This window comes from Kribbella sp. NPDC049174, from assembly GCF_043197365.1.
Lineage (GTDB): Bacteria > Actinomycetota > Actinomycetes > Propionibacteriales > Kribbellaceae > Kribbella.
The window spans coordinates 238,421-260,838 of record NZ_JBICSZ010000004.1; the positions used below are offsets into that span (position 1 = coordinate 238,421).

The following is a 22,418-nucleotide window of genomic DNA, read 5'->3' on the forward strand; positions in this document are numbered from 1 at the left end:
GGAGCGGGTCGTCGCAGGGTCAGCGGATCAGCAGACGCGGGTCATCCAGTTGTGCGTGTCGGCGGCGCGGCCGTACTGGACATCGAGGAGGGCGCTGCGGACGGCGGCGGTGACCGGGCCGCCGTTGCCGTCGGCCACCTGGACCTCGCCGTCCTTCCACTTCAGCGACGCGACCGGGGTGATCACCGCGGCCGTGCCGCAGGCGAACACCTCGCGGATCCTGCCGGAGGCGGCGCCGTCACGCCACTCGTCGATCGAGATCTTCCGCTCGGTCACGTGGTGCCCGAGGTCGGTGACCAGCTTCAGGATCGAGTCCCGGGTGACGCCCTCGAGGATGGTGCCGGACAGCTCCGGGGTGACCACGGAGTTGTCGTCGAGGACGAAGTACAGGTTCATCCCGCCGAGCTCCTCGACCCACTTCTTCTCCACCGCGTCGAGGAAGGCGACCTGGTCGCAGCCCTGCTCGATGGCCTCGGCCTGGGCGAGCAGTGACGAAGCGTAGTTGCCGCCCGTCTTAGCCGCACCGGTGCCGCCGGGGGCGGCCCGGGTGTACTCCTCGCTCAGCCAGATCCGGACCGGTTTGACGCCGTTCGCGAAGTAGGAGCCGGCCGGCGAGGCGATGGCGCAGTACGTGACGTGGGCCGACGGGCGGACACCGAGGAACGGGTCCGAGCCGAACATGAACGGCCGCAGGTACAGCGACGTCTCGCCCCCGCCGGGCACCCAGGCCCGGTCGATCTCGACCAGCTTGCGCAGCGAGTCCAGGAAGGCCGCCTCGGGCAGCTCCGGCAGCGCGAGCCGGTGCGCGGACCGGGCGAACCGGGCCGCGTTGGCCTCGGGGCGGAACATGTGGATCGAGTCGTCGGGATGCCGGTAGGCCTTCATCCCCTCGAAGATGGTCTGGGCGTAGTGGAACACCGCGGTGGCCGGAGACAGCTCCAGCGGACCGTAGGCGGTGATCCTCGCGTCGTGCCAGCCGTTCTCCTTGGTCCAGGTGGCGATCGCCATGTGGTCGGAGAACTTCTGCCCGAATCCCGGGTTCGCCAGGATCTCGGCGCGCTGGTCGTCGCTGGCCGGTTGGGTGGTTGGCTCAACGGTGAACTGCAGATCGGCGCTCATGCCGCCACCTCGCTACGCTCGGTTCTGGCATGAGCGCCGTGGGCGGCAGTGTTTCTTGGTCGCTCGCTACGCTCGCTCATAGCCGCACCGTACCTCTTGGCCAAGTGGTCATGCGAGAGTCCGCCTTTCAGCCCAGGGCGCGCTTGGCGATCGCGTCGCCGATCTCTGCGGTGGTCCGGGCGGCGCCGGTCCGCTCCTCGATATCGGCCGTGACGGCCGCCTCGATCGCGGCCGCGGCCTCGGTCAGGCCGAGGTGGTCGCACAGCAGCGCAGCGGACAGGATCGCGGCGGTCGGGTCGGCCTTCTGCTGGCCGGCGATGTCCGGGGCGGAGCCGTGCACCGGCTCGAACATGCTCGGCGCGGTCCGGTCCGGGTTGATGTTGGCGCTGGCGGCCAGCCCGATCCCACCGCTGATCGCGGCGGCCAGGTCGGTGATGATGTCGCCGAACAGGTTGTCGGTGACGATCACGTCGAAGCGGGCCGGGTCGGTGACCAGGAAGATGGTCGCCGCGTCCACGTGCAGGTAGTCCACCGTGATCTCGGGGAACTCGTTCGCCACCGCGTCAACGGTCCGCTTCCACAGGTGACCGGCGTACACGAGCACGTTGTTCTTGTGCACCAGGGTGAGCTTCTTGCGCGGCCGTGCCAGGGCCCGCGCGAACGCGTCCCGGACCACCCGCTCCACGCCGTACGCCGTGTTGACCGACACCTCGGTGGCGATCTCGGCCGGCGTACCGACCCGGAGCGCGCCGCCGTTGCCGACGTACGGGCCCTCGGTGCCCTCGCGGACGACGACGAAGTCGACCTCGCCCGGGTTCGCCAGCGGGGAGCCGACGGACGGGTAGATCTTCGACGGGCGCAGGTTGACGTAGTGGTCGAGGGTGAACCGGAGCTTCAGCAGCAGACCGCGCTCGAGCGTGCCGGACGGGACCGTCGGGTCGCCGATCGCACCGAGCAGGATCGCGTCGTGGGAGCGGATGCTGTCCAACTCGGCGTCCGGCAGCGTCTCGCCGGTCGCGTGCCAGCGCTTCGCGCCCAGGTCGTACTCGGTCCGCTCGAACGTCACGCCGTGCTGCGCGGCGACCGCGTCGAGCACCTTCAGCGCCTCGGTGGTCACCTCGGGTCCGATCCCGTCACCGGGGACGACGGCCAGCGTGAAGGTCTTGTCGGTGCTCACTTCTTGGGTTCTCCCCCGTTGTAGAGACGGTTGATGGCTTCCTGCGCCGCTCTGGCCTCGGGTGCGGTGCCGGTGGTACGCCGGGCCGGACGGCGGCGCCGGGCCGCCTTCCGCTCCCGGGCATCGATCGCGGGCCAGTTGGCTGGGTACATGTCATACATGCTGCACTCCGGTGGGTCGCGTCAACCGCCGGAACGACCGACGGCGCGGGCGGCATGATGGGCCCGAATTTACTCTGACGTCCGACTATTTCACCACTATGCGGGCAGCTTGTCCCGGAATGTGAGATGTCGGTGCTGGGACTGGACCGATGCTGTGCGACTCTCAGCCGGTGAGTGCTCCTCCAGAACTGCCGCCGCTGGTCTCAGCGGCCCTCAGCCTGTCCGGCCGGCGCGGATTCGTCAGCTCGACCCGGAACGAAACCGGCCGGTTGCTCGCCACTCTCGCCGCGTCGCGGACGGGGTTGCTCGGCGAACTCGGCACCGGCTGCGGCGTCGGCTCGGCCTGGTTGCGCAGCGGCGCCGGAGACAACACCCGGATCGTCACCGCGGAGAGCGACCCGCAGCTGGCCAAGGTGGTGGCGGAGCTGTTCGCCGACGACGAGCGGATCGAGGTCGTCTCGGCCGACTGGACCGCACTGATCGAGCGTGGCCCGTTCGCCCTGCTGTTCGTCGACGCCCGCGAGGCGAAGCTGTCCGCCCGCGACATCATCGCCGACGTGATCGAGCCCGGCGGCTTCGTCGTACTGGACGACTTCACGCCGTCCGCGGTTTGGCCGCCGATGTACGAGGGCCGGGTCGACACGCTGCGGCAGGAGTGGCTGATGGACCAGCGCTTCACCACCGTCGAGGTGATGGTCGCGCCGGACGCCGCCGTCCTGCTGGCAACCCGCCGCTAGAACGAAGGCGGGCCCGAGTCATGGGACTCGGGCCCTGGCCAGCCGCCATGCGCCTGCGGGCGGCTGACTGCCTCCAGTAAAGCAGTCGTTGGACTGAATCAGGCTTCCAGGTCCACGGTACGGGCGGTGTCCGCCTGCACCGCCGACGAGATGTCGTCCAGGACACCGGTCGCGATCGCGGAGTCGACGGCCAGCGCGACCAGCGCCTTGCCGCCCTTGCGGTCCCGGCTGACCTGCATGCCGGCGATGTTCACATCCGCGTCGCCGAGGATGCGGCCGATCTGGCCGACGATGCCCGGCCGGTCCTCGTAGGTGAGGAAGGCCAGGTGCGCGGACAGCTCGATCTCGACGTCGAACCCGTCGACCTCGACCAGCCGCTCGGACTGCCGGACGCCGACCAGCGTGCCGCTCACCGACACCTGGGCACCGTCGGCGAGGGTGCCGCGCAGGGTGATCAGGTTGCGGTGCTCCGGGCTGTCGTGGTCGGTGACGAGACGGACCTCGAGGCCGCGCTCGGCCGCCAGCAGCGGGGCGTTCACGTAGGAGACGTTGTCCTCGACCACATCGGCGAACACGCCCTTCAGCGCGGCCAGCTCGAGCACCTTCACGTCGTATTGGGTGATCTCGCCGCGGACCTCGACGTCGAGCTGCTGCGCGACGCCGCCGGCCAGCGCGGTGAAGATGCGGCCGAGCTTCTCGGTCAGCGCGATCCCCGGCCGGACGTCCTCGGCGATGACACCGCCCTGGACGTTGACCGCGTCCGGGACCAGCTCACCGGACAGGGCGAGCCGGACCGACTTCGCGACCGCGATACCGGCCTTCTCCTGCGCCTCGTCGGTGGAGGCGCCCAGGTGCGGGGTGGCGACCACGTTCTCGAACTCGAACAGCGGCGAGTCGGTGCACGGCTCGGTCGCGAACACGTCCAGGCCGGCGCCGGCCACCCGGCCCTCCTTGAGCGCGGTGTAGAGCGCCTGCTCGTCGACGATGCCGCCGCGGGCCGCGTTGACGATGATGACCTCGGGCTTGACCTTGTGCAGCTGCTCGTCGCCGATCAGGCCGATCGTCTCCGGGGTCTTCGGCAGGTGCACGGAGATGAAGTCACTGACCGACAGCAGTTCGTCGAGGGTGGCGAGCCGGACGCCCATCTGCGCGGCCCGGCCGGCCTGCACGTACGGGTCGTAGGCGATCACGTTCATGCCGAAGGCGGCCAGCCGCTGCGCGACCAGGACGCCGATCTTGCCCAGGCCGACGATGCCGACGGTCTTCTCGAACAGCTCGACCCCGGAGTACTTGCTGCGCTTCCACTCGCCGTTCTTCAGCGACAGATCGGCGGCCGGGACACGGCGCGCGGCGGCCAGCAGCAGCGCGACCGCGAGCTCGGCGGCGCTGACGATGTTGGAGGTCGGCGCGTTGACCACCATCACGCCCGCCTGGGTGGCGGCCTTCACGTCCACGTTGTCCAGGCCGACACCGGCCCGGGCGACGACCTTGAGCCGCTTGGCGGCGGCCAGGGCCTCGGCGTCCACCTTGGTGGCGCTGCGGATCAGGATGGCGTCGACATCGGCGATGGCTGGGATCAGCTCGGCGCGGTCGGCGCCGTTGGCGTGCCGGATCTCGAAATCGGGGCCGAGCGCCTCGACGGTGGCCGGGCTGAGCTCTTCGGCGATCAGGACGACGGGCCTGGTTGCGTCAGTCATGGGAGAAGTCTCCTGCAGAAGCGGTAGGGGCTCGAAAGTCAGAGCACCGCGCTGTGCCCGCTGTCACTGATAGTACCTCGTCGCTCCAGGTACCCACCCGCAGACCCAGGATCCGGTCAGTCGGAGTCACAGGTCCGCGCGGGGACCACCTCCTTGCCCCCGCTGAGGCGGAGCTGGCCACCCTCCCGGATGAGCCGGTAGCGCACGTCCAGCTGGTTGCAGGTCCCGCCGTTCGCACCCTTGGCGTTCGGCGAGAACAGGACGTCGTAGGTCATCCGGACGTTCGCGCCGTCGGCGCCGAACCGGGTCACCTCGATGATCTTGGCGCCGAAGAAGTACGAAGTCTGATGACTGTCGCGGTCTCTCGACTCCGAATAGCCACGGGCCATCGCTTTCGAGTACACCTGCTGCCGCACGGCGGGGAAGTCGTGCCTGTTCTCCAGGGTCAAGTAGTTGCCGAGCACCTTCTGTGACTCCACCGCGAGCGGGGTCGCCGCGACCAGCAGCTCCGGGAGCATCGCATTCTGCGGACCACGCGACCGCTCACAGGTCCCCGCGGCCTCCGGTGTGAGGCCGACGGACTTCGGTGCGGCGTAGTTCTGCAGCTTGTCCAGCGGCACGATCGTGCTGGTCGGGACCGTGTCGCCGGTGACCAGGCCGACCACCTGACCGGACTCGTCGACGATCGGGCCGCCGAGCTTGGCCTGGTTCATCCAGGAGCTGAGCGCCTGCGGCCGCGCCGTCGTACCGACCGATCTCGAGGTCAGCTGGCCGGCCGCGGTGTAGCCGATGAGGGCGCGCTCGGCCTTCGGGTCGGGGTTCGCCGCCGCGAGCGGGACCGTCTCGGTGTCCAGTCGCCCGATCATCTGCAGTACGGCGACCCCGTCCGCGCTGCTGCCGAGCTGGTTGGCCCGGCGGACCCGGCCGTCCTCGGTCACGATCGCGATCGACAGCGGCTGCCGGAGCGCGGACGCGGCCGTCAGGATCTTGTTGTCACCGATGAGTACGCCGGTCGCCTCGCCGGTGCCCTCGCACGTGGTGGCCAGGACCCGGACCACGCCTGGTCTGACCGCCTCGAGGACCTTCTCGGTGTCGAGTCGCAGGCTCTCCGCGCGGACGTACCAGCCGGCGCTCGCCCCGGCGGCGAGGATGAGCAGGACGACGACGAACCCGGCCAGGAACCGGCCGAACTTCCACGGCTGACGCGGCGGCGGCTGCGGAGCTGTCCGCGGCGTGCTGGTCTGGAGCTGGGTGAGCGTGGCCGCGCCCGCGGGGACCCGTCGAGGCGGCCGCGGCAACGGCTTGCCGTCCTCCACCACCCGTCACCTCCCCCACACCCGCATCGGATTCGTCACTGATTGTGCCAAAAGACAAGGCCCGGGCCACCCACCTGGGTGCCCCGGACCTTGTACTTGTGGCGTCAGCGGGCGGCGGTGCCCTCGACGTAGTCCTCGTCGTGCGACTTGACCCACGCCATCAGGCCGCGCAGTTCCTTACCCACGGCCTCGATCGGGTGCGACTCGCTCTGCTTGCGGAACTCGGCGAACTCCGGCGCGCCGGCGTCCTGGTCGGCGATGAACCGGGCCGCGAAAGTGCCGTCGGTGATGTCGCCGAGGACCTCCTTCATCCGGGCCTTCACCGACGCGTCGATGATCCGCGGGCCGGACACGTAGTCGCCGTACTCGGCCGTGTCGGAGACCGACCAGCGCTGCTTGGCGATGCCGCCTTCGTAGATCAGGTCGACGATCAGCTTGAGCTCGTGCAGGCACTCGAAGTACGCGACCTCCGGCTGGTAGCCGGCCTCGGTCAGCGTCTCGAAACCGGCCTGGATCAGCGCCGACACACCACCGCAGAGGACGGCCTGCTCACCGAACAGGTCGGTCTCGGTCTCCTCGGTGAAGGTGGTCTTGATCCCGCCGGCCCGCAGGCCGCCGATGCCCTTGGCGTACGCGAGCGCCAGGTCCCAGGCCTTGCCGGTGGCGTCCTGCTCGACCGCTACCAGCACCGGTACGCCGCGGCCCTCGGAGTACTCCCGGCGGACCAGGTGACCCGGGCCCTTCGGGGCGACCATGAACACGTCCACGCCGGCCGGCGGCTTGATGTAGCCGAACCGGATGTTGAAGCCGTGACCGAAGACGAGCGCGTCGCCGTCGACCAGGTTCGGCTCGATCGCCTCGGCGTACAGCTTGCGCTGGGCCGGGTCCGGCGCGAGGACGACGATCACGTCGGCCTCCTCGCAGGCCTCGGCCGGGGTGAGCACCCGCAGCCCCTGGGCCTCGGCCTTGGCCCGGCTCTTGGAGCCCTCCGGCAGACCGACGCGGACGTCGACACCGGAGTCGCGCAGCGACAGCGCGTGGGCGTGGCCCTGGCTGCCGTAGCCGAGCACGGCCACGTGCCGGCCCTGGATCACCGACAGGTCGGCGTTGTCGTCGTAGAACATTTCAGCTGCCACTTGGAGCTCTTCTCCTCGGAATCAGAATGGGTGATCGGTACGGCGTTCAGGCCTGGCGGGCCGGGGCGACGGGCCGGCCGGGCGGCGGCGCCGGAACCGGGTGGTGGGCTCGGTCGGCCGGCTGTGCCTGGACATTCGGTGCGCCCGAGGCGACGTACGGCGGTGGCACCGGGACCGGCCGCAGGGTGCGGTCGGAGATGGAGCGACTGCCCCGGCCGATCGCCACCATGCCGGACTGCACCAGCTCGCGGACGCCGAAGGGTTCCAGCACCCGGAGCATGGCCTCGAGTTTCTCGGGATTGCCGGTCGCCTCGATCGTGATCGCGTCCGGAGCCACGTCCACCACCTTCGCACGGAACAGCTGGACGGTTTCCAGCACCTGTCCCCTGCTCAGGGTGTCCGCCTTGACCTTCACCAGCAGCAGTTCGCGCTGAACCGTCTGGCTGGGCTCGAGTTCGACGATCTTGATCACGTTCACCAGCTTGTTCAGCTGCTTGGTGATCTGCTCCAACGGCTGCTCGTCCACGCTGACCGCGATCGTCATCCGGGACACCTCGGGGTGCTCGGTCGGACCGACCGCGAGGGAGTCGATGTTGAACCCGCGCCGCGAGATCAACGCCGCCACCCGGGCCAGCACACCGTGCTTGTTCTCCACCAGGATGCTCAAAGTGTGCTTGCTCACCGACGTCCTCGCTTCGCTCCGGGCGCCGGTGCGCAAGCGGCTTGGCTCTGCTTTCTGATGCCTTCGCTTCGCTCAGTCATGCTTACAGCTCCTCGCTGTCCCAGGTGGGCGCCATGTCGCGGGCGATCTGGATGTCGTCGTTGCTGGTGCCGGCCGCGACCATCGGCCACACCATCGCGTCGCGGTGCACGACGAAGTCGACCACCACCGGCGCGTCGTGGACCGCCATCGCCTTCTCGATCGTCGCGTCGACCGAGTCGCGGTCGGAGCAGCGCAACCCGACACCGCCCATCGCCTCGGCCAGCTTGGCGAAGTCGGGGATCCGGGCCGAGTGCAGGTCGGTGTTGGAGTAGCGCTTGTCGTAGAACAGCGTCTGCCACTGCCGGACCATGCCGAGCGACTGGTTGTTGATCACGGCAACCTTGATCGGGATGCCCTCCAGCGCACAGGTGACGAGCTCCTGGTTGGTCATCTGGAAGCAGCCGTCGCCGTCGATCGCCCAGACGGTCTTGTCCGGGCGGGCGACCTTGGCTCCCATCGCGGCCGGGACGGCGTACCCCATGGTGCCGAGGCCGCCGGAGTTCAGCCAGTGGCCGGGCTTCTCGAACGGCAGGTAGTGCGCGGCCCACATCTGGTGCTGGCCGACGCCCGCGGTGTAGACGGCGTCCGGGCCGGCGATCTTGCCGATCCGCTCGATCACGTACTGCGGGGACAGGGCGCCGTCCTCGGGCTCGTCGTACCCGACCGGGTACTTCGCCCGGACCGACTCCAGCTGGTTGCGCCAGGTGTCGTACGACGGGGTGCGGCCGGAGCTCGCGATCTCGGTCCGGAGCGCGGCGATCAGGTCGGTGATGACCTCCTTGCAGTCGCCCACGATCGGCACGTCGGCGGCCCGGTTCTTGCCGATCTCGGCCGGGTCGATGTCGGCGTGGATCACCTTCGCGTCGGGCGCGAACGAGTCGAGCTTGCCGGTCACCCGGTCGTCGAAGCGGGCGCCCAGGCAGATGAGCAGGTCGGAGCGCTGGAGGGCGCCGACCGCGGAGACCGAGCCGTGCATACCGGGCATGCCGAAGTGCAGGTCGTGCGTGTCCGGCAGTGCGCCGCGGGCCATCAGCGTGGTGACCACCGGGAGGCCGAGGAGCTCGGCGAGCTCCTTCAGCTCGGCGTGGGCGTGGGCCCGGATCACGCCGCCGCCGACGTACAGGACCGGCTTCTCGGCGGCCGCGATCAGCCGGGCCGCCTCACGCACCTGCTTGGGGTGCGGGCGGGTCACCGGCCGGTAGCCGGGCAGCGAGAGTTCGGTCGGCCACTGGAAGTCGACCTTCGCCTGCAACGCGTCCTTGGTCACGTCGACGAGCACCGGACCGGGGCGGCCGGTGGAGGCGATGTGGAACGCCTCGGCGATGGTGGAGGCGATGTCATTCGGGTCGTTGACCAGGAAGTTGTGCTTGGTGATCGGCATCGTGATGCCGCGGATGTCGGCCTCCTGGAACGCGTCCGTGCCGATCGCGGGGCCGGGCACCTGACCGGTGATCGCGACCAGCGGGACCGAGTCCATGTACGCGTCGGCGATCGGCGTCACCAGGTTGGTCGCGCCGGGTCCGGAGGTGGCCATGCAGACGCCCACCTTGCCCGACGCCGAGGCGTACCCCTGGGCGGCGTGGCCGGCGCCCTGCTCGTGACGTACCAGGATGTGGCGGATCTGGGTCGAGTCGAGCATCGGGTCGTACGCCGGGAGGATCGCGCCACCCGGGATGCCGAAGACGGTGTCCACTCCGGCATGTTCCAGTGCGCGGATCAGAGCCTGTGCCCCGGTCAGCTGCTCACTCATGAGTGCCTTCCTTAGTCCTGTCACGTTATGGCTTGTCGCGACCGATCCATCCTCGCTCTTGTTTGTCCTCAGGTCACATCTGGGTCGCAGATAGTCGCCCTGGCAACAAAAAACCCCCTCCGCCGGGTGGGCTGAAGGGGGCGCGCTCGACTCGGTGGTCGCCGTCAGTCGGCGCGCCGCACAAGTACGAGGAGAATCGATCGCATGTAGGCAACATTCGCCGACACACTGCGATCGGGTCAAGTTCGCCGGCAGAGTGTCCCATGATCTGAGATGACTGTCTTAGATACAGACAGCACCCTCGGAGGCTGAGCGGACCAGGCGGGTGTACTTGCCGAGGACGCCCTTGGTGATGTCCGGGGTCTTCGGGGTCCAGCCGGTGCGTCGGTTCTCGAGTTCCTCGGGGCTGACGTGGAGGTCGAGGGTGCGGTTCTTGACGTCGAGGGTGATGCGGTCGCCGTCCCGGACGAACGCGATCGGGCCGCCGTCCACGGCCTCCGGGGCGACGTGGCCGACGCAGAGTCCCGTCGTACCACCGGAGAAGCGGCCGTCGGTGAGCAGCAGGACGTCCTTGCCGAGGCCGGCGCCCTTGATCGCGCCGGTCACGGCGAGCATCTCGCGCATACCGGGGCCGCCCTTCGGGCCCTCGTAGCGGATGACGACGACGTCGCCGGGATTCAGGGAGGCGACCGCGTCCATCGCCCCGCGCTCGCCGTCGAACACCCGCGCGGTGCCCTCGAACACGTCCGAGTCGAAGCCGGCGCTCTTCACCACCGCGCCCTCGGGCGCGAGCGAACCGTGCAGGATGGTGATCCCGCCGGTGCCGTGGATCGGCTTGTCCAGCGAGCGGATGATGACGCCGTCGACATCCGGCGGCGCGATGTCCGCGAGGTTCTCGGCCATCGTCTTGCCGGTCACGGTCAGGCAGTCGCCGTGCAGCAGCCCGGCGTCGAGCAGCGACCGCATCACCACCGGGATACCGCCGACCCGGTCCACGTCCGTCATCACGTACCGGCCAAACGGCTTGAGGTCGCCGAGGTGCGGCACCCGGTCGCCGATCCGGTTGAAGTCGGCCAGCGTCAGGTCGACCTCGGCCTCGCGCGCGATCGCGAGCAGATGCAGTACGGCGTTCGTCGAGCCGCCGAGCGCCATCACCACGGCGATCGCGTTCTCGAAGGCCTCCTTCGTCAGGATCTGGCGAGCCGTGATGCCCTTCTGCAGGAGGCCGACGACCGCCTCGCCGGACTTGCGGGCGTAGCCGTCGCGTCGGCGGTCCACCGCGGGCGGCGCGGCCGAGCCGGGCAGCGACATGCCGAGCGCCTCGGCGGAGGCGGCCATCGTGTTCGCCGTGTACATCCCGCCGCAGGCGCCTTCACCCGGGCAGATCGCCCGCTCGACCGCGTCGACCTCGTCGCGGGTGATCAGGCCGCGGACGCAGGCACCGACCGCCTCGAAGGCGTCGATGATCGTGACGTCCTTGTCGCCGAGCCGGCCGGGCATGATCGAACCGGCGTACAGGAAGACCGACGCGAGGTCGAGCCGGGCCGCGGCCATCAGCATCCCGGGCAGCGACTTGTCACAGCCGGCCAGCAGCACCGAACCGTCCAGCCGCTCGGCCTCCATCACCGTCTCGACCGAGTCGGCGATGATCTCGCGGCTGACGAGCGAGTAGTGCATGCCGACGTGGCCCATCGAGATGCCGTCGGACACGCTGATCGTGCCGAACTCCAGCGGGTACCCGCCGGCCGCGTGCACACCCTCCTTGACCGCCTTCGCGAGCCGGTCCAGGGACAGGTTGCACGGGGTGATCTCGTTCCAGCTCGACGCGACCCCGACCTGCGGTTTCGCCCAGTCGTCGTCACCCATCCCGACCGCCCGGAGCATGCCCCGCGACGCGGTCGCCTCGAGTCCGTCGGTCACTGTCCGGCTGCGTGGCTTCACATCGACCATGGGCCCACTCTATGGCCGCCTGGCTCCTGCACCGGCACCTGGCGTTAGGCCATCTGTTTGGTGACGGCGGCGGCGAAGGCGGTGAGTGCGTCGGGGGCGTTGGTGTAGGCCCAGGGGACGCTCTCGATCCGGCCTTGGGTCAGGGCGGCCTGTTCCATCGCGGCGGCCTTCGCTCCGACGGTCTTGAGAGCGAAGGCCATCGTGCCGTGGGCTGAGATGTCAGCCGGCTCGGACTCGCGGCCGGGGATCAACCACTTGTCGCGGGCGGCGAGCAGGGCGTCCTTCCGGTTGGTGATCTCGCGCGTGTATCGCGCACCCCGCTGGGCCCTCGTCAACTCGCTGTCACTCAGTACGTCGACCCACACCTCGTTGGCCACCATGCCCGCAACCGCACAAAGCGCACTGCCGGGCTGAGCGTTCGCCACCGTCTGATCGCCGAAGCGAACGATCTGGGCGATGTCGAGACCCGACCACTTCGGCGCCAGCGCATGCACCCGACCGCTGTGCGCCTGGTAGCCGGCCGGGTGACGCTCCATGGCGGAGCGGAAGATGTCGTTCTTGTCGTCCATCGACGCCTGCAGTCCGATCGCCACCCACTGCAGCACCTCCCACGGTGCGGCGTCGTCAGGGGCCGCCGCGATGCCGTAGTCCAGCACCTCGGCCGCCGTCCGGAGGATGTCGTGGAAGGTTGCGAACCGCTGCTCGGAGACCTGCTCCGCCCACGCGCCCGTCCGGACCTCCCAGGCCTCGAACACCAGCGTCTGCCCCAGCCACAGCAGCAGGTCCGGGTCACCCGGCAGGGCTTCCAGCCGCAACTCCAACTGCTCGCTGTGCCCGATGGCGGCCTTCCCCAGCCCCATTGCCCGGAACGACCGCAGGTCGGTGCTCTGCGACGACGCCTTGAGCAGCTCGGCTCCGGTCGACAGATCGCCCCCACGCACCGCGGCGTACGCGGCGTCGAGCTCCGGATCGGCCCACGCCTGATCCAGCCGAAGCCCCTCCGCCGCCACTCCCGCCGACGGCCTCCTCGAAAAGATCCCCATACGCGCGATGCTAGGCCTGATCCCGGCCGTCCGGACCAGGTCTGCACCTTCGTGCAATAGGCTCGCACCGAACCGCGACTGGCGAGGGTGGAGCACCACCGGGGAGCGGCTGACAAGCAAGGCGTCGTCCGCCTGGGCGCCTCCGACGTTCTCGGAGGTTGTCCGATGCAGTTGCGCTACGGCATGAATCCCCATCAGTCCGCGTCCGTCACGGCTGTGGATCGCTGGCCGTTCACGGTGGTCAGCGGTACGCCGTCGTACGTCAACGTGCTCGATGCTTTGGCCGGCTGGCAGTTGGTCCGTGAAGCCTCAGGTCTCCTCGGTCTGCCTGCGGCGGCGTCGTTCAAGCACGTCTCCCCCGCCGGCGCCGCGGTCGCCGAGACGGTCAGCGATGCGTACGTGCGGGCGCGGGAGGCGGATCCCAAATCGTCGTACGGCGATTTCGTCGCGGTGTCGCACCCGGTCGACGCGGAACTCGCGGACCGGCTGAAGCGGCTTGTCTGCGACGGGATCATCGCGCCCGGGTACGACGAAGGCGTGGTCGGCGTACTGGCGAGCAAGAAGCGTGGCGCCTTCCTGGTGCTGGAAGCGGATCCCGGCTATCGGCCACCTGCTGTCGAGGTCCGCGAGGTGTACGGCGTCCGGCTGACGCAGGAGCGTGATGAGGCGCCACTGGACCGGTCATCGCTCGACCCCGAGCTGCCGGACAGCGCGGCGCGCGATCTGCTGCTGGGGCTGGTCGTGGCGCGCTACACGCAGTCGAACACGGTCGCGATGGTCAAGGACGGGATGGCGATCGGTATCGGTGCCGGGCAGCAGTCGCGGATCGACTGCACCCGGCTGGCCGGTGAGAAGGCCTCGACGTGGTGGGCCCAGCGGTCGGCCGAAGGCGCGTTGACGAACGTCGCGATGGCGTCGGACGGGGCGATCCCGTTTGTCGACAACATCGTCGAGGCGCACCGGCACGGGGTTCGGTACCTGGCCGAGCCGGGTGGATCGATCCGCTCGGCTGAGGTCGCCGCGGCGTGCGCGGAGTTGGGGATCAGCTTGTCGCAGACCGGGGTGCGGTTGTTCCGGCACTGAGGCGGTGGGTGCCTGCGGCAACGGTGTGACGGACTTCGGCGGCGGTCGCACTGGCGTCGAGGTGAGTGGTGTCGATGACGTGGGGCTCGAGGTCGCCCAGGTCGGCGAAGGCTCCGTAGAGACCGGTGATGGCGGCGGCGTCCTTCAGTTCGCCGGTGCCTCGGTCCTGTGCGCGACTAAGGGTGGTGTCCAGGTCGGGGCGGAGTACGACGTACGACAGCGTCCACTGCTCCGCCGCCGCGGCCTGGCGGAACGGCGGCAGGAACCACGGGCCGATGACGCCGTCGACGACCACGTCGTACCCACCGCGTGTGTACGCCGCGACCGCGGCGACGATCGCGTCGACGACCACTTCGTTCTGCCGCTCGGATCCGGGCAGGTACGGCGCGATGAAGCCGGTGCGGATGGCGCGGTAGAACTCGTCCGTCGTCACATGCACCGTCGGCCGCCCGGCGTCGGTGGCGACCAACTTGGCCACGGTCGTCTTGCCCGATCCGGGCGAGCCGGTCAGAAGGATCACGTCGCTCATGCCGCCCGACGCTAGCCAAGCAGGCCGGAGAATTGCAGTCTTTTGTTTTCCGCCGGCATCAGCCGCCCGCCACACTCGGCAGGATCATCAGCTCGTCGCCGTCCTTGAGCGTCGTCCCGAGTCCGTCCAGATCCCGGATGTTGTCGTTGCCCAGGTAGATGTTGACGTGCCGCCGGACGGCGCCCTGCTCGTCGGTCAGCCGTCGCCGCAGGACCGGGTCCAGTGCGGCGACGACCTCTCCGACGGTGGCGCCGTCGACCTCGACCCGCTCAGCACCGCCCGCGAACGGTCTGAGCACGGTCGGCAGCTTGATCCCGATCGCCATCTCAGCCCACTACGGCGGCGCGGACGGTCAGCACGTCCGGGAGGTGCCGGGCGACCTCGGTCCACGTGTCGCCCGCGTCAGCACTGGCGTAGACGCAGCCGTCACGCGTGCCCAGATACACACCGGCCGACTCGGCCGCGTCCGTGCACATGGCGTCCCGCAGCACCGGCGCGTACGACGGCACGTCGGGCAGCCCAGTGCTCAGCGCCTCCCAGGTGGAGCCGGCGTCGCGGGAGCGGAAGACCCGGCACTTCGCGTCGGTGGGGATCCGGTTCCCGTCGGCGACCAGCGGGAAGACGTACACGGTCTCCGGCTCGTGCGGGTGCACCGCGATCGGGAACCCGAAGTCCGACGGCAGCCCGTCCGCGATCGACTTCCAGATCGCCCCGGCGTCGTCGGACCGATAGACGCCGTGGTGGTTCTGCGCGAACATCCGGTCCGGTACGTCGGGATGCGCGGCCAGCTTGTGCACACATTGACCGAACTCCGGGTACGGATCGGGGAAGAAGTACGCCTTGATGCCCTGGTTGGCCGGGGACCACGACTCGCCGCCGTCGGTCGTCCGGTACACGCCACCGGTCGACATCGCGACGCTCACCCGGTCGGGATCGGTCGGATGCGGCAACACGGTGTGGATCGCCTGACCACCGAAGCCGGCACCCCACTCCTTGCGATGCGGGTGGTCCCACAGGCCGCGGACCAGCTCGAAGGTCACTCCCCCGTCGGTCGACTTCCACAGCGCCGACGGCTCCGACCCGGCGTACACGACGCCCGGCTGATCGGCCGGCCCCGGCTGGATCTGCCAGACGCGCTCGAGCGAGGTCTCGGCCTCCTTGGGGAACCCGATCGAACCCTCCGGCGGCTCGTCCCAGGTCTTGCCGAGGTCATCGGAGTGGAAGACCGCCGGACCCCAGTGCTCACTCGTCCCGCCGACGAGCACGCGGGGCTGCTCGCCGCGGGTGTCGATCCCGACCGCGTACACGCCCTGCATCTCGAACTGCGGCACCGGGCCGTCGAGGGTCCACTCACGGCGCGCGGCATCACTCCTGCCGATCCAGAGCCCTTTCTTGGTTCCGATCAGCAGTACGGTCTCGGACATCGTTGTCCTCCTTTATCGCGGTGGACCCCCCACCACGTTGATCAATGGTTCCCCCGCCGCGTAGCGCTCCAGCTGCGCGCGCACCAGCCGGGCCACCCGTGGCCCGAAGGCCGTCGAGGCACCGCCGCGGTGCGGGTTGACCAGCACGTTCGGAGCAGACCACAGCGGGTGTCCGGCGGGCAACGGCTCGGGATCGGTCACGTCCAGCGCGGCGCGGATCCGGCCGCCGGCCAGCTCGGCCAGCAACGCATCCGTGTCCACCACGACACCGCGTGCGACGTTCACCAGCAGCGCGCCTTCCTTCAGCTGGGTCAGGAACTTGGCGTCCACCATCCGGCGGGTCTCCGCCGTCGCCGGGGTCAGCAGCACGACGACGTCCGCCAGCGGCAGCAACTCGGGCAGCTCGCTGATCGGGTGGACGCCCTCCCGCTCCCGCCGCGCGACCCGGATGATCTCGCACTCGAACCCGGTCAGCCGCCGCTCCAGGGCCTCCCCGATCGACCCGTACCCGAGGATCAGCACGGTGCGATCCGCGAGCGAGTCGTCCATCTCGTCGTACGACGCGGGCCAGACCTGCTGGTCCTGGTTGCGCACAGCACGCGGCAGTCGACGGTACGACGCCAGGATCAGACCGACTGCGAGCTCGGCGGTGGACGCGTCGTGGACCCCGCGGGCATTGCACAAGGTGACGCCCTCGGCGAGGTGTGGCAGCACGTTCTCGAACCCGGCCGTCTGCAGCTGCACCACCTTCAGCGACGGCATGTCGCGGACGACCTCGAGCACGTCGGAGCCGCCCATGTACGCCGGTACGTAGAACTCCACCTGGTCGAGCGACCCCGGCCGCTCACCACCCGCATACGACTCCACGTCGAACCCCGTGGGCACGCCACCGAGGGTGCTCTCCGCGTCGTCCCACGGCAGCCACGCCTTCACCACATCAGCCATGTCCCGAACCTACTCGCCCGGCCGGACAATTTTCATCCCGCCGTCCACAGGATCGTCGTACATTGGATCGGTGCCTTCGACATCGGATCTGGCTGCGACCGTTGATCACGATCAGGCCGTGGGGCGGCTGCGTTCGTCGTACCAGGACATCCCGCCAGGGGAGCCGGTGCGGCTGGCGAAGCGCAGCTCGAACCTGTTCCGGCCGCGGGCGGAGACCGACCGGCCAGGGCTCGACGTCTCGGGGCTGACCGGGGTGATCAGCGTCGACGCGGCGGCCCGGACGGCCGACGTCCAGGGCATGTGCACCTACGAGGACCTCGTCGCCGCGACCCTTCCGTACGGGCTGACGCCGATGGTCGTGCCGCAACTGAAGACGATCACCCTCGGCGGCGCGGTGACCGGGCTCGGGATCGAGTCCTCGTCGTTCCGGGCCGGTCTGCCGCACGAATCCGTCCTCGAGCTCGACATCCTCACCGGCGCCGGCGACATCGTCACCGCCCGGCCCGACGGTGACCACGCGGAGCTGTTCCGCACCTTCCCCAACTCCTACGGCACGCTCGGCTACGCGACCCGGCTGAGGATCGAGCTCGACCGCATCTCGCCGTACGTCGCCCTCCGGCACGTCCGCCTCGGACTCGACCGGCTGGCTCCGGCAATCGAGGAGATCGTTGCCTCCGGCATGCACGACGGCGAGCCGGTGCACTTCGTCGACGGTGTCGCGTTCAGCCCGTCCGAGGCGTACCTGACGCTGGGCCGCAACAGCGACGCCGCGGTGAAGACGAGCGACTACACCGGTCAGCAGATCTACTACCGGTCGATCCAGCAGCGCCAGAAGGACTTCCTCACCGCGCACGACTACCTGTGGCGCTGGGACACCGACTGGTTCTGGTGCTCGGCCGCCTTCGGGGCGCAGAAGCCCATTGTCCGACGGCTGTGGCCGCGACGCTGGCGGCGCAGCGACGTGTTCCACAAGATCATCGGCTTCGAGAACCGGCATCACTTCGCCGCGCGCATCGATCGCCGCCGCGGCCGGCCGGAGCGCGAGCGCGTCGTCCAGGACGTCGAGATCCCGGTCACCCGGCTGGCCGCGTTCCTGCGCTGGTTCGACGCCGAGGTCGGGATGCGCCCGGTCTGGCTGTGCCCGCTGCGGCTGCGCGGGACGACGGCCTGGCCGCTCTACCCGCTCGAGCCGGGCACGACGTACGTCAACGTCGGCTTCTGGGGCACCGTCCCGATCGCCCCGGGCGCCGCCGACGGCGACGTCAACCGCCGGATCGAGGCGGCCGTCGCCGAGTTCGACGGGCATAAGTCGCTGTACTCCGACGCTTACTACGACCGAGACACCTTCGACCGGCTCTACAACGTCCCGGCCCTGACCGCGGTGAAGAAACGCTACGACCCCGATGCCCGGCTCACCGGGCTCTACGAGAAGGCGGTGACACGCCGATGACAACCCTCGAGACCCGCGTCTCGATCGCCGAGGCGCTGACGACTGTGACGCCGGACGGGCTGCCGTTCCGGTTCACGGCGTACGACGGTAGTGCGACCGGACCCGAAGACTCGCCGATCCACATGCATCTCGCCTCCGAGCGCGGACTGTCCTACGTGCTGACCGCGCCCGGCGACCTCGGACTGGTCCGTGCCTACGTGATGGGTGATCTGGAGATCACCGGCGTCCACCCGGGTAACCCGTACGCGCTGATGCAGATGATGCTCAACCAGTTGCACTTCGAGCGCCCGACGCCGGCCGAGGCGTTGCGCATCGTCCGCGGGCTGGGCTGGAGCCACCTGAAGCCGCCGCCTCCACCGCCGCAGGAGCATCTGCCCAAGTGGCGTCGTACCTTCGAAGGGCTGCGGCACTCGCGGACTCGGGACCGGGCCGCGATCCACCACCACTACGACGTGTCGAACGCGTTCTACGAGTGGATCCTCGGTCCGTCGATGACGTACACGTGCGCCGTCTACCCGTCGCTGGACGCCACCCTCGAGCAGGCGCAGGCGGAGAAGTACGACTTGGTCGCGCGCAAACTCGATCTGCGCCCAGGGCAACGACTTCTCGACGTCGGCTGCGGCTGGGGCGGCATGGTCCGGCACGCGGCCCGCGAGTACGGCGTCAAGGCGCTCGGCGTCACGTTGTCGTCGGCCCAGGCGGAGTGGGCGGCCGAGGCGATCAAACGCGAGGGTCTGGAGGACCGCGCCGAGGTGCGTTTCCTGGACTACCGCGACGTGGCTGAACGCGACTTCGACGCGATCAGCTCGATCGGCCTGACCGAACACATCGGCGTCCGCAACTACCCGTCGTACTTCGGTTTCCTGCTGGACCTGCTGAAGCCGGGCGGCCGGCTGCTCAACCACAGCATCACCCGGCCGGACAACCGGTACCGCTCGACCGGCGCGTTCATCGACCGCTACATCTTCCCCGACGGCGAACTGATCGGCTCCGGCCGCATCATCGCCGAGGCCCAGGACGCCGGCTTCGAGGTCCGCCACGAGGAGAACCTGCGCGAGCACTACGCCCTCACCCTCGGCGCCTGGTCCGACAACCTGGTCACCCACTGGGACGAGGCGGTCGCCGAAGTCGGCTACCCCACGGCCAAGATCTGGGGCCTCTACCTGGCCGCCTGCCGAGTCGGCTTCGAACGCAACACCACCCAACTCCACCAGGTCCTGGGCGTAAAACTCGACAACGACGCCGACGCCCACTTCCCCCTCCGCCCCACCTGGCTCAGTTGAGCCATGTGCTCGGCGCATGAACTGTGCGCCGAGTCGGCATTGGACGTGAGTCCGGTGCCGGGTGAGGGTGGGTGAGGTGGAGATCGAGTTCGGGGTGTTGATGGATGTTCGGGAGGGTGGGTACGGCGGGGAGCAGGTTGACGAGGTGGTGGTCGCCGACCGGCTGGGGTTCGATGGGGTGTGGTTGTCTGAGCACCATCTGACCGGAGACGGGATGTTGCCTTCGCCGTTGGTGATGGCGGGGGTGTTGGCGGCGCGGACGGCGCGGATTCGGGTGGGGACGAACATCTTGGTGTTGCCGTTGCATCAGGCGCTGCGGGTGGCTGAGGATGTGGCGGTTCTGGACCTGGTTTCTGGTGGGCGGTTCGTGCTGGGGGTCGGGCAGGGGTACTCCGAACGGGAGTTCGCGGCCTTTGGGGTCGATCGGCGGCGCCGGGGTGCGCTGCTCGAGGAGGGTGTGCGGGTCATCCGGGAGGCTTGGTCCGGTGGTGAGGTGACGCCGCGGCCGGGCAAGCTCCCGATCTATGTGGCTGGGGTGACGGCGGCTGGGTTGCGGCGGGCCGCGAGGGTGGGTGACGGGGTGATCATCTACTGCGCGACGCCGGCCGATCTCGTGGCGCGGCGGAAGTTGCTGGACGAGGTTGTCGACGATCCGCCGCCGCTGATCTGTACCGGGATCATGCACGTGGACGACGACGCGGACCGCGCCTGGGCCGACGCCGCGCCGGGAATCGCTTACCTGGAAGGCGAAATCGCGGCGTACGGCGGGACCGAGCCGCCGCCGTTGCACCGCGAGGACTACCTCGTGGGTACGCCGGACGACATCGCCGCCCGGTTGATCGCCCTGCACGACGCCACCCGGTTCGTCCACTTCGCCCATTGGCTCCGGCTGCCGACGCTCTCCCACGACGCCGCGATGCGGTCGCTGGAACTGATCGCGGGCCGGGTGATTCCCGCCGTACGGGCTGGTGTGAGCCGCTAGTTTGGAGGCACGCATCGACCCGAGGAGACGGCGTGGTCAGGACGAAGGTCAGGCAGGGGTCTCGTACCGCGGTGGTCGTCACCGCGCTCGCGCTCGCGGCCGGGTGCTCCGGTGACGGCGGGGAACCATCGGGGACGACGGCAACCAGTCCTTCGGCCAGTACGACGCCCACCCCGACGAGCCCCGGTACGACGTCCACTCCGCCGAGGACCACCACCGCCGCGCAGGGGCCGGTGAAGCTGACCGTGGCGTCGACGGTGGCGACCGGGATCGAGGTGCCGTGGGGGCTGGCGTTCCTGCCCGACCAGAGCGCGCTGGTCAGTGAGCGCGACTCGGCGAAGATCAAGCGGGTCGCCGGCGGTCAGGTGACCGAGGTCGGCGAGGTCGACGACGTGGACCCGTCATCGGAGGGCGGACTCCTCGGGCTGGCGGTCGACCCGCAGTACCCGAGCCGCCCGTACATCTACGCCTACTACAGCGCCGGCGGCGACAACCGGATCGCCCGGCTGACCTACCGGGACAACCGGCTCAGCGACCAGCAGGTGATCCTGGACGGGATCCCGGAGGCGTCGATCCACAACGGCGGGCGGCTGCGGTTCGGGCCGGACGGTTTCCTCTACGCCGGGACCGGTGACGGGGCCGACCGGCCGAACTCACAGGACGACGGGTCACTGGGCGGGAAGGTCCTGCGCATCACGACCGACGGCAAGGCCGCGCCGGGCAATCCGGGCGGCCGGCTGTGGTACTCCAAGGGCCACCGGAACGTGCAGGGTCTCGCGTTCGACGGGAACCAGTTGTACGCCGCCGAGTTCGGCCAGAACACGTGGGATGAGCTGAACACGATCACCTCCGGCGCGAACTACGGCTGGCCGGCCGCGGAGGGGATCGAAGGACTCGACGGGATGACGGACCCGATCGCGCAGTGGCGGACGAGTGACGCGTCGCCGTCGGGGATCGCGTTCGCCCAGGGGCATGTGTTCATGGCGTCGCTGCGGGGTGAGCGGTTGTGGGCGATCCCGGTTGCCGGGGGCAAGCGGACGGGTGAGCCGGTGGCGTTCTTCACCAACGAGTTCGGCCGGCTGCGCACGGTCGAGGCCGCGCCAGACGGATCGCTGTGGCTGACCACGTCGAACACCGACGGCCGCGGCGACACCCGCAACGGCGACGACCGCATCCTCCGGGTGACGATCAGCCGCTGAGCGGACGATCTGACGCTGTGGCCTCGCCAACCGTTTAGAGGCTTTGGTCGTCTGGTACTTGTGGAGGAAGCCCACAGGTCAGAGGAGGACTGATAGTCATGCGGCCCGATCAGGTGTCCGTCGTACCCAGCAGTGTGATCGCTTCGGTGAGCAGCATCGAGAATGCTCAGCGGACAGTGGATTATCTGCGAAGTTACGGGATGGACGCGGGGTCGCTGAGTATCGTCGGCGCTGATCTCCGGCAGGCGCGACGACGGCAGGGGGTCCCAGTCGTCAAGCTGACCGCTGTCGGTGCGGCGCAGGGCGCGGTGCTCGGGTTGCTGGCCGGTGTGTTCGTGACGCTGGTCGCGGAGACCAGCCTGACCGGGCTCGCCGTGGTCGTCTGGGGTTTCGTGTACGGCGGCCTGCTCGGACTGCTGTGGGGACTGTTCCGCGGCCTGATCCGCAACCGGCCGGACGTGGTCGCGACCGAGGTGGTGCCGACCCGGTTCGAGGTCCGCTGCCCGGTCGAGGAGCTCTCGGTCGCCCGGACCCTGCTCGCCGATGCCTCCGACGTGGACGACGACGGCCGCGTCGAACGCCAGGTCATCGCGGACGCTCCGCAGGAAAACACCGAACACAAGGACGCAGCCTGAAGCAGACCCCGGGACAGCCTGAAAGCTAGACCGAGACCG

The 22,418-nt window shown here is 69.5% G+C and carries 20 protein-coding genes, 1 pseudogene and 1 riboswitch; of the genes and pseudogenes, 7 read left to right on the top strand and 14 right to left on the bottom strand.

All coding sequences use genetic code 11. The features are described from left to right. Positions 1–27: 27 nt before the first annotated feature. From ACGFIF_RS23220 to ACGFIF_RS23230, 3 genes are all read right to left on the bottom strand, one after another. Positions 28–1,119, bottom strand: a complete 1,092-nt coding sequence (locus ACGFIF_RS23220) for a branched-chain amino acid aminotransferase (protein ID WP_393157173.1) — start codon at positions 1,117–1,119, stop codon at positions 28–30. A gap of 127 nt (positions 1,120–1,246) precedes the next feature. Beyond that, entirely contained in the window at positions 1,247–2,296 is a 1,050-nt protein-coding gene (locus tag ACGFIF_RS23225) for a 3-isopropylmalate dehydrogenase (RefSeq protein ID WP_393157174.1), read from the bottom strand. Further along, positions 2,293–2,448 (bottom strand): hypothetical protein, encoded by a 156-nt coding sequence (locus tag ACGFIF_RS23230; RefSeq protein ID WP_393157175.1) that lies wholly within the window; start codon positions 2,446–2,448, stop codon positions 2,293–2,295. Before ACGFIF_RS23230 ends, ACGFIF_RS23225 begins: the two co-directional genes overlap by 4 nt. A gap of 179 nt (positions 2,449–2,627) precedes the next feature. Between ACGFIF_RS23230 and ACGFIF_RS23235 the strand changes: the two genes are divergently transcribed. Continuing rightward, positions 2,628–3,194 carry an O-methyltransferase gene (locus ACGFIF_RS23235; protein ID WP_393157177.1) on the top strand — a complete coding sequence of 189 codons (567 nt, stop codon included), beginning with the start codon at positions 2,628–2,630 and terminating at the stop codon, positions 3,192–3,194. A 98-nt stretch (positions 3,195–3,292) separates the two neighbouring features. On the opposite strand, the gene serA is transcribed toward ACGFIF_RS23235, so the two are convergent. From serA to ACGFIF_RS23270, 7 genes and pseudogenes are all read right to left on the bottom strand, one after another. Next, the gene (gene serA / locus ACGFIF_RS23240) at positions 3,293–4,891 is read right to left on the bottom strand and encodes a phosphoglycerate dehydrogenase (protein ID WP_393157179.1); all 1,599 of its coding nucleotides are present in this window, start codon (positions 4,889–4,891) and stop codon (positions 3,293–3,295) included. A gap of 116 nt (positions 4,892–5,007) precedes the next feature. Beyond that, positions 5,008–6,207 (bottom strand): serine protease, encoded by a 1,200-nt coding sequence (locus ACGFIF_RS23245; RefSeq protein ID WP_393157180.1) that lies wholly within the window; start codon positions 6,205–6,207, stop codon positions 5,008–5,010. 104 nt (positions 6,208–6,311) lie between these two features. Next, a complete protein-coding gene (ilvC, locus tag ACGFIF_RS23250; RefSeq protein WP_132212786.1) occupies positions 6,312–7,331 on the bottom strand; it encodes a ketol-acid reductoisomerase in 1,020 nt (339 codons plus the stop codon). Between the two features lie 190 nt (positions 7,332–7,521). Further along, positions 7,522–8,025, bottom strand: a pseudogene (ilvN, locus tag ACGFIF_RS23255) (acetolactate synthase small subunit); the annotation flags it as partial. 82 nt (positions 8,026–8,107) lie between these two features. Beyond that, on the bottom strand, positions 8,108–9,856 hold the full coding sequence (locus tag ACGFIF_RS23260) for an acetolactate synthase large subunit (protein ID WP_393157182.1): 1,749 nt from the start codon (positions 9,854–9,856) through the stop codon (positions 8,108–8,110). A 282-nt stretch (positions 9,857–10,138) separates the two neighbouring features. Further along, positions 10,139–11,806 carry a dihydroxy-acid dehydratase gene (ilvD, locus tag ACGFIF_RS23265; protein ID WP_393157183.1) on the bottom strand — a complete coding sequence of 556 codons (1,668 nt, stop codon included), beginning with the start codon at positions 11,804–11,806 and terminating at the stop codon, positions 10,139–10,141. A gap of 44 nt (positions 11,807–11,850) precedes the next feature. Further along, entirely contained in the window at positions 11,851–12,849 is a 999-nt protein-coding gene (locus ACGFIF_RS23270) for a hypothetical protein (RefSeq protein ID WP_393157185.1), read from the bottom strand. 64 nt (positions 12,850–12,913) lie between these two features. After that, a riboswitch (ZMP/ZTP riboswitch) is annotated at positions 12,914–12,994 on the top strand. A 20-nt stretch (positions 12,995–13,014) separates the two neighbouring features. Between ACGFIF_RS23270 and ACGFIF_RS23275 the strand changes: the two genes are divergently transcribed. Beyond that, on the top strand, positions 13,015–13,932 hold the full coding sequence (locus ACGFIF_RS23275) for a 5-aminoimidazole-4-carboxamide ribonucleotide transformylase (RefSeq protein ID WP_393157186.1): 918 nt from the start codon (positions 13,015–13,017) through the stop codon (positions 13,930–13,932). Here ACGFIF_RS23275 and ACGFIF_RS23280 read toward each other — a convergent pair. The 4 genes from ACGFIF_RS23280 to ACGFIF_RS23295 are packed head-to-tail and all read right to left on the bottom strand — an operon-like array spanning position 13,892 to position 16,830. After that, positions 13,892–14,461, bottom strand: a complete 570-nt coding sequence (locus ACGFIF_RS23280) for an AAA family ATPase (protein WP_393157187.1) — start codon at positions 14,459–14,461, stop codon at positions 13,892–13,894. The genes ACGFIF_RS23275 and ACGFIF_RS23280 overlap by 41 nt on opposite strands. Positions 14,462–14,519: 58 nt before the next feature. Continuing rightward, positions 14,520–14,786 carry a MoaD/ThiS family protein gene (locus ACGFIF_RS23285; protein ID WP_393157189.1) on the bottom strand — a complete coding sequence of 89 codons (267 nt, stop codon included), beginning with the start codon at positions 14,784–14,786 and terminating at the stop codon, positions 14,520–14,522. A gap of 1 nt (position 14,787) precedes the next feature. Continuing rightward, positions 14,788–15,885 (bottom strand): WD40/YVTN/BNR-like repeat-containing protein, encoded by a 1,098-nt coding sequence (locus ACGFIF_RS23290; RefSeq protein WP_393157190.1) that lies wholly within the window; start codon positions 15,883–15,885, stop codon positions 14,788–14,790. Positions 15,886–15,897: 12 nt separating this feature from the next. Continuing rightward, positions 15,898–16,830, bottom strand: a complete 933-nt coding sequence (locus ACGFIF_RS23295) for a 2-hydroxyacid dehydrogenase (RefSeq protein ID WP_393157192.1) — start codon at positions 16,828–16,830, stop codon at positions 15,898–15,900. Between the two features lie 70 nt (positions 16,831–16,900). Between ACGFIF_RS23295 and ACGFIF_RS23300 the strand changes: the two genes are divergently transcribed. The 5 genes from ACGFIF_RS23300 to ACGFIF_RS23320 all read left to right on the top strand — a co-directional run bounded on the left by ACGFIF_RS23300 (position 16,901) and on the right by ACGFIF_RS23320 (position 22,379). Next, positions 16,901–18,280 (top strand): FAD-binding oxidoreductase, encoded by a 1,380-nt coding sequence (locus tag ACGFIF_RS23300; RefSeq protein WP_393157193.1) that lies wholly within the window; start codon positions 16,901–16,903, stop codon positions 18,278–18,280. Further along, positions 18,277–19,563 carry a class I SAM-dependent methyltransferase gene (locus ACGFIF_RS23305; RefSeq protein ID WP_393157195.1) on the top strand — a complete coding sequence of 429 codons (1,287 nt, stop codon included), beginning with the start codon at positions 18,277–18,279 and terminating at the stop codon, positions 19,561–19,563. The genes ACGFIF_RS23300 and ACGFIF_RS23305 overlap by 4 nt, the downstream gene beginning before the upstream one ends. A gap of 76 nt (positions 19,564–19,639) precedes the next feature. Then, entirely contained in the window at positions 19,640–20,545 is a 906-nt protein-coding gene (locus ACGFIF_RS23310; protein ID WP_393157196.1) for an LLM class flavin-dependent oxidoreductase, read from the top strand. 32 nt (positions 20,546–20,577) lie between these two features. After that, positions 20,578–21,744: a PQQ-dependent sugar dehydrogenase gene (locus tag ACGFIF_RS23315; RefSeq protein WP_393157197.1), complete on the top strand. Its 1,167-nt coding sequence runs from the start codon at positions 20,578–20,580 to the stop codon at positions 21,742–21,744. Positions 21,745–21,842: 98 nt separating this feature from the next. Continuing rightward, a complete protein-coding gene (locus ACGFIF_RS23320; protein WP_393157199.1) occupies positions 21,843–22,379 on the top strand; it encodes a general stress protein in 537 nt (178 codons plus the stop codon). The last annotated feature ends 39 nt before the right edge of the window (positions 22,380–22,418 follow it).

Excerpts from the sequence above, each read along its gene's own strand:
- ACGFIF_RS23280 (WP_393157187.1), bottom strand. The coding sequence starts at position 14,461 with ATGAGCGACGTGATCCTTCTGACCGGCTCGCCCGGATCGGGCAAGACG.
- ACGFIF_RS23270 (WP_393157185.1), bottom strand. The coding sequence starts at position 12,849 with ATGGGGATCTTTTCGAGGAGGCCGTCGGCGGGAGTGGCGGCGGAGGGG.
- ACGFIF_RS23320 (WP_393157199.1), top strand. The coding sequence starts at position 21,843 with ATGCGGCCCGATCAGGTGTCCGTCGTACCCAGCAGTGTGATCGCTTCG.
- ACGFIF_RS23295 (WP_393157192.1), bottom strand. The coding sequence starts at position 16,830 with ATGGCTGATGTGGTGAAGGCGTGGCTGCCGTGGGACGACGCGGAGAGC.
- ACGFIF_RS23305 (WP_393157195.1), top strand. The coding sequence starts at position 18,277 with ATGACAACCCTCGAGACCCGCGTCTCGATCGCCGAGGCGCTGACGACT.
- ACGFIF_RS23260 (WP_393157182.1), bottom strand. The coding sequence starts at position 9,856 with ATGAGTGAGCAGCTGACCGGGGCACAGGCTCTGATCCGCGCACTGGAA.
- ACGFIF_RS23275 (WP_393157186.1), top strand. The coding sequence starts at position 13,015 with ATGCAGTTGCGCTACGGCATGAATCCCCATCAGTCCGCGTCCGTCACG.
- ACGFIF_RS23290 (WP_393157190.1), bottom strand. The coding sequence starts at position 15,885 with ATGTCCGAGACCGTACTGCTGATCGGAACCAAGAAAGGGCTCTGGATC.
- ilvC (WP_132212786.1), bottom strand. The coding sequence starts at position 7,331 with ATGTTCTACGACGACAACGCCGACCTGTCGGTGATCCAGGGCCGGCAC.
- ACGFIF_RS23230 (WP_393157175.1), bottom strand. The coding sequence starts at position 2,448 with ATGTACCCAGCCAACTGGCCCGCGATCGATGCCCGGGAGCGGAAGGCG.
- ilvD (WP_393157183.1), bottom strand. The coding sequence starts at position 11,806 with ATGGTCGATGTGAAGCCACGCAGCCGGACAGTGACCGACGGACTCGAG.
- ACGFIF_RS23285 (WP_393157189.1), bottom strand. The coding sequence starts at position 14,786 with ATGGCGATCGGGATCAAGCTGCCGACCGTGCTCAGACCGTTCGCGGGC.
- serA (WP_393157179.1), bottom strand. The coding sequence starts at position 4,891 with ATGACTGACGCAACCAGGCCCGTCGTCCTGATCGCCGAAGAGCTCAGC.
- ACGFIF_RS23220 (WP_393157173.1), bottom strand. The coding sequence starts at position 1,119 with ATGAGCGCCGATCTGCAGTTCACCGTTGAGCCAACCACCCAACCGGCC.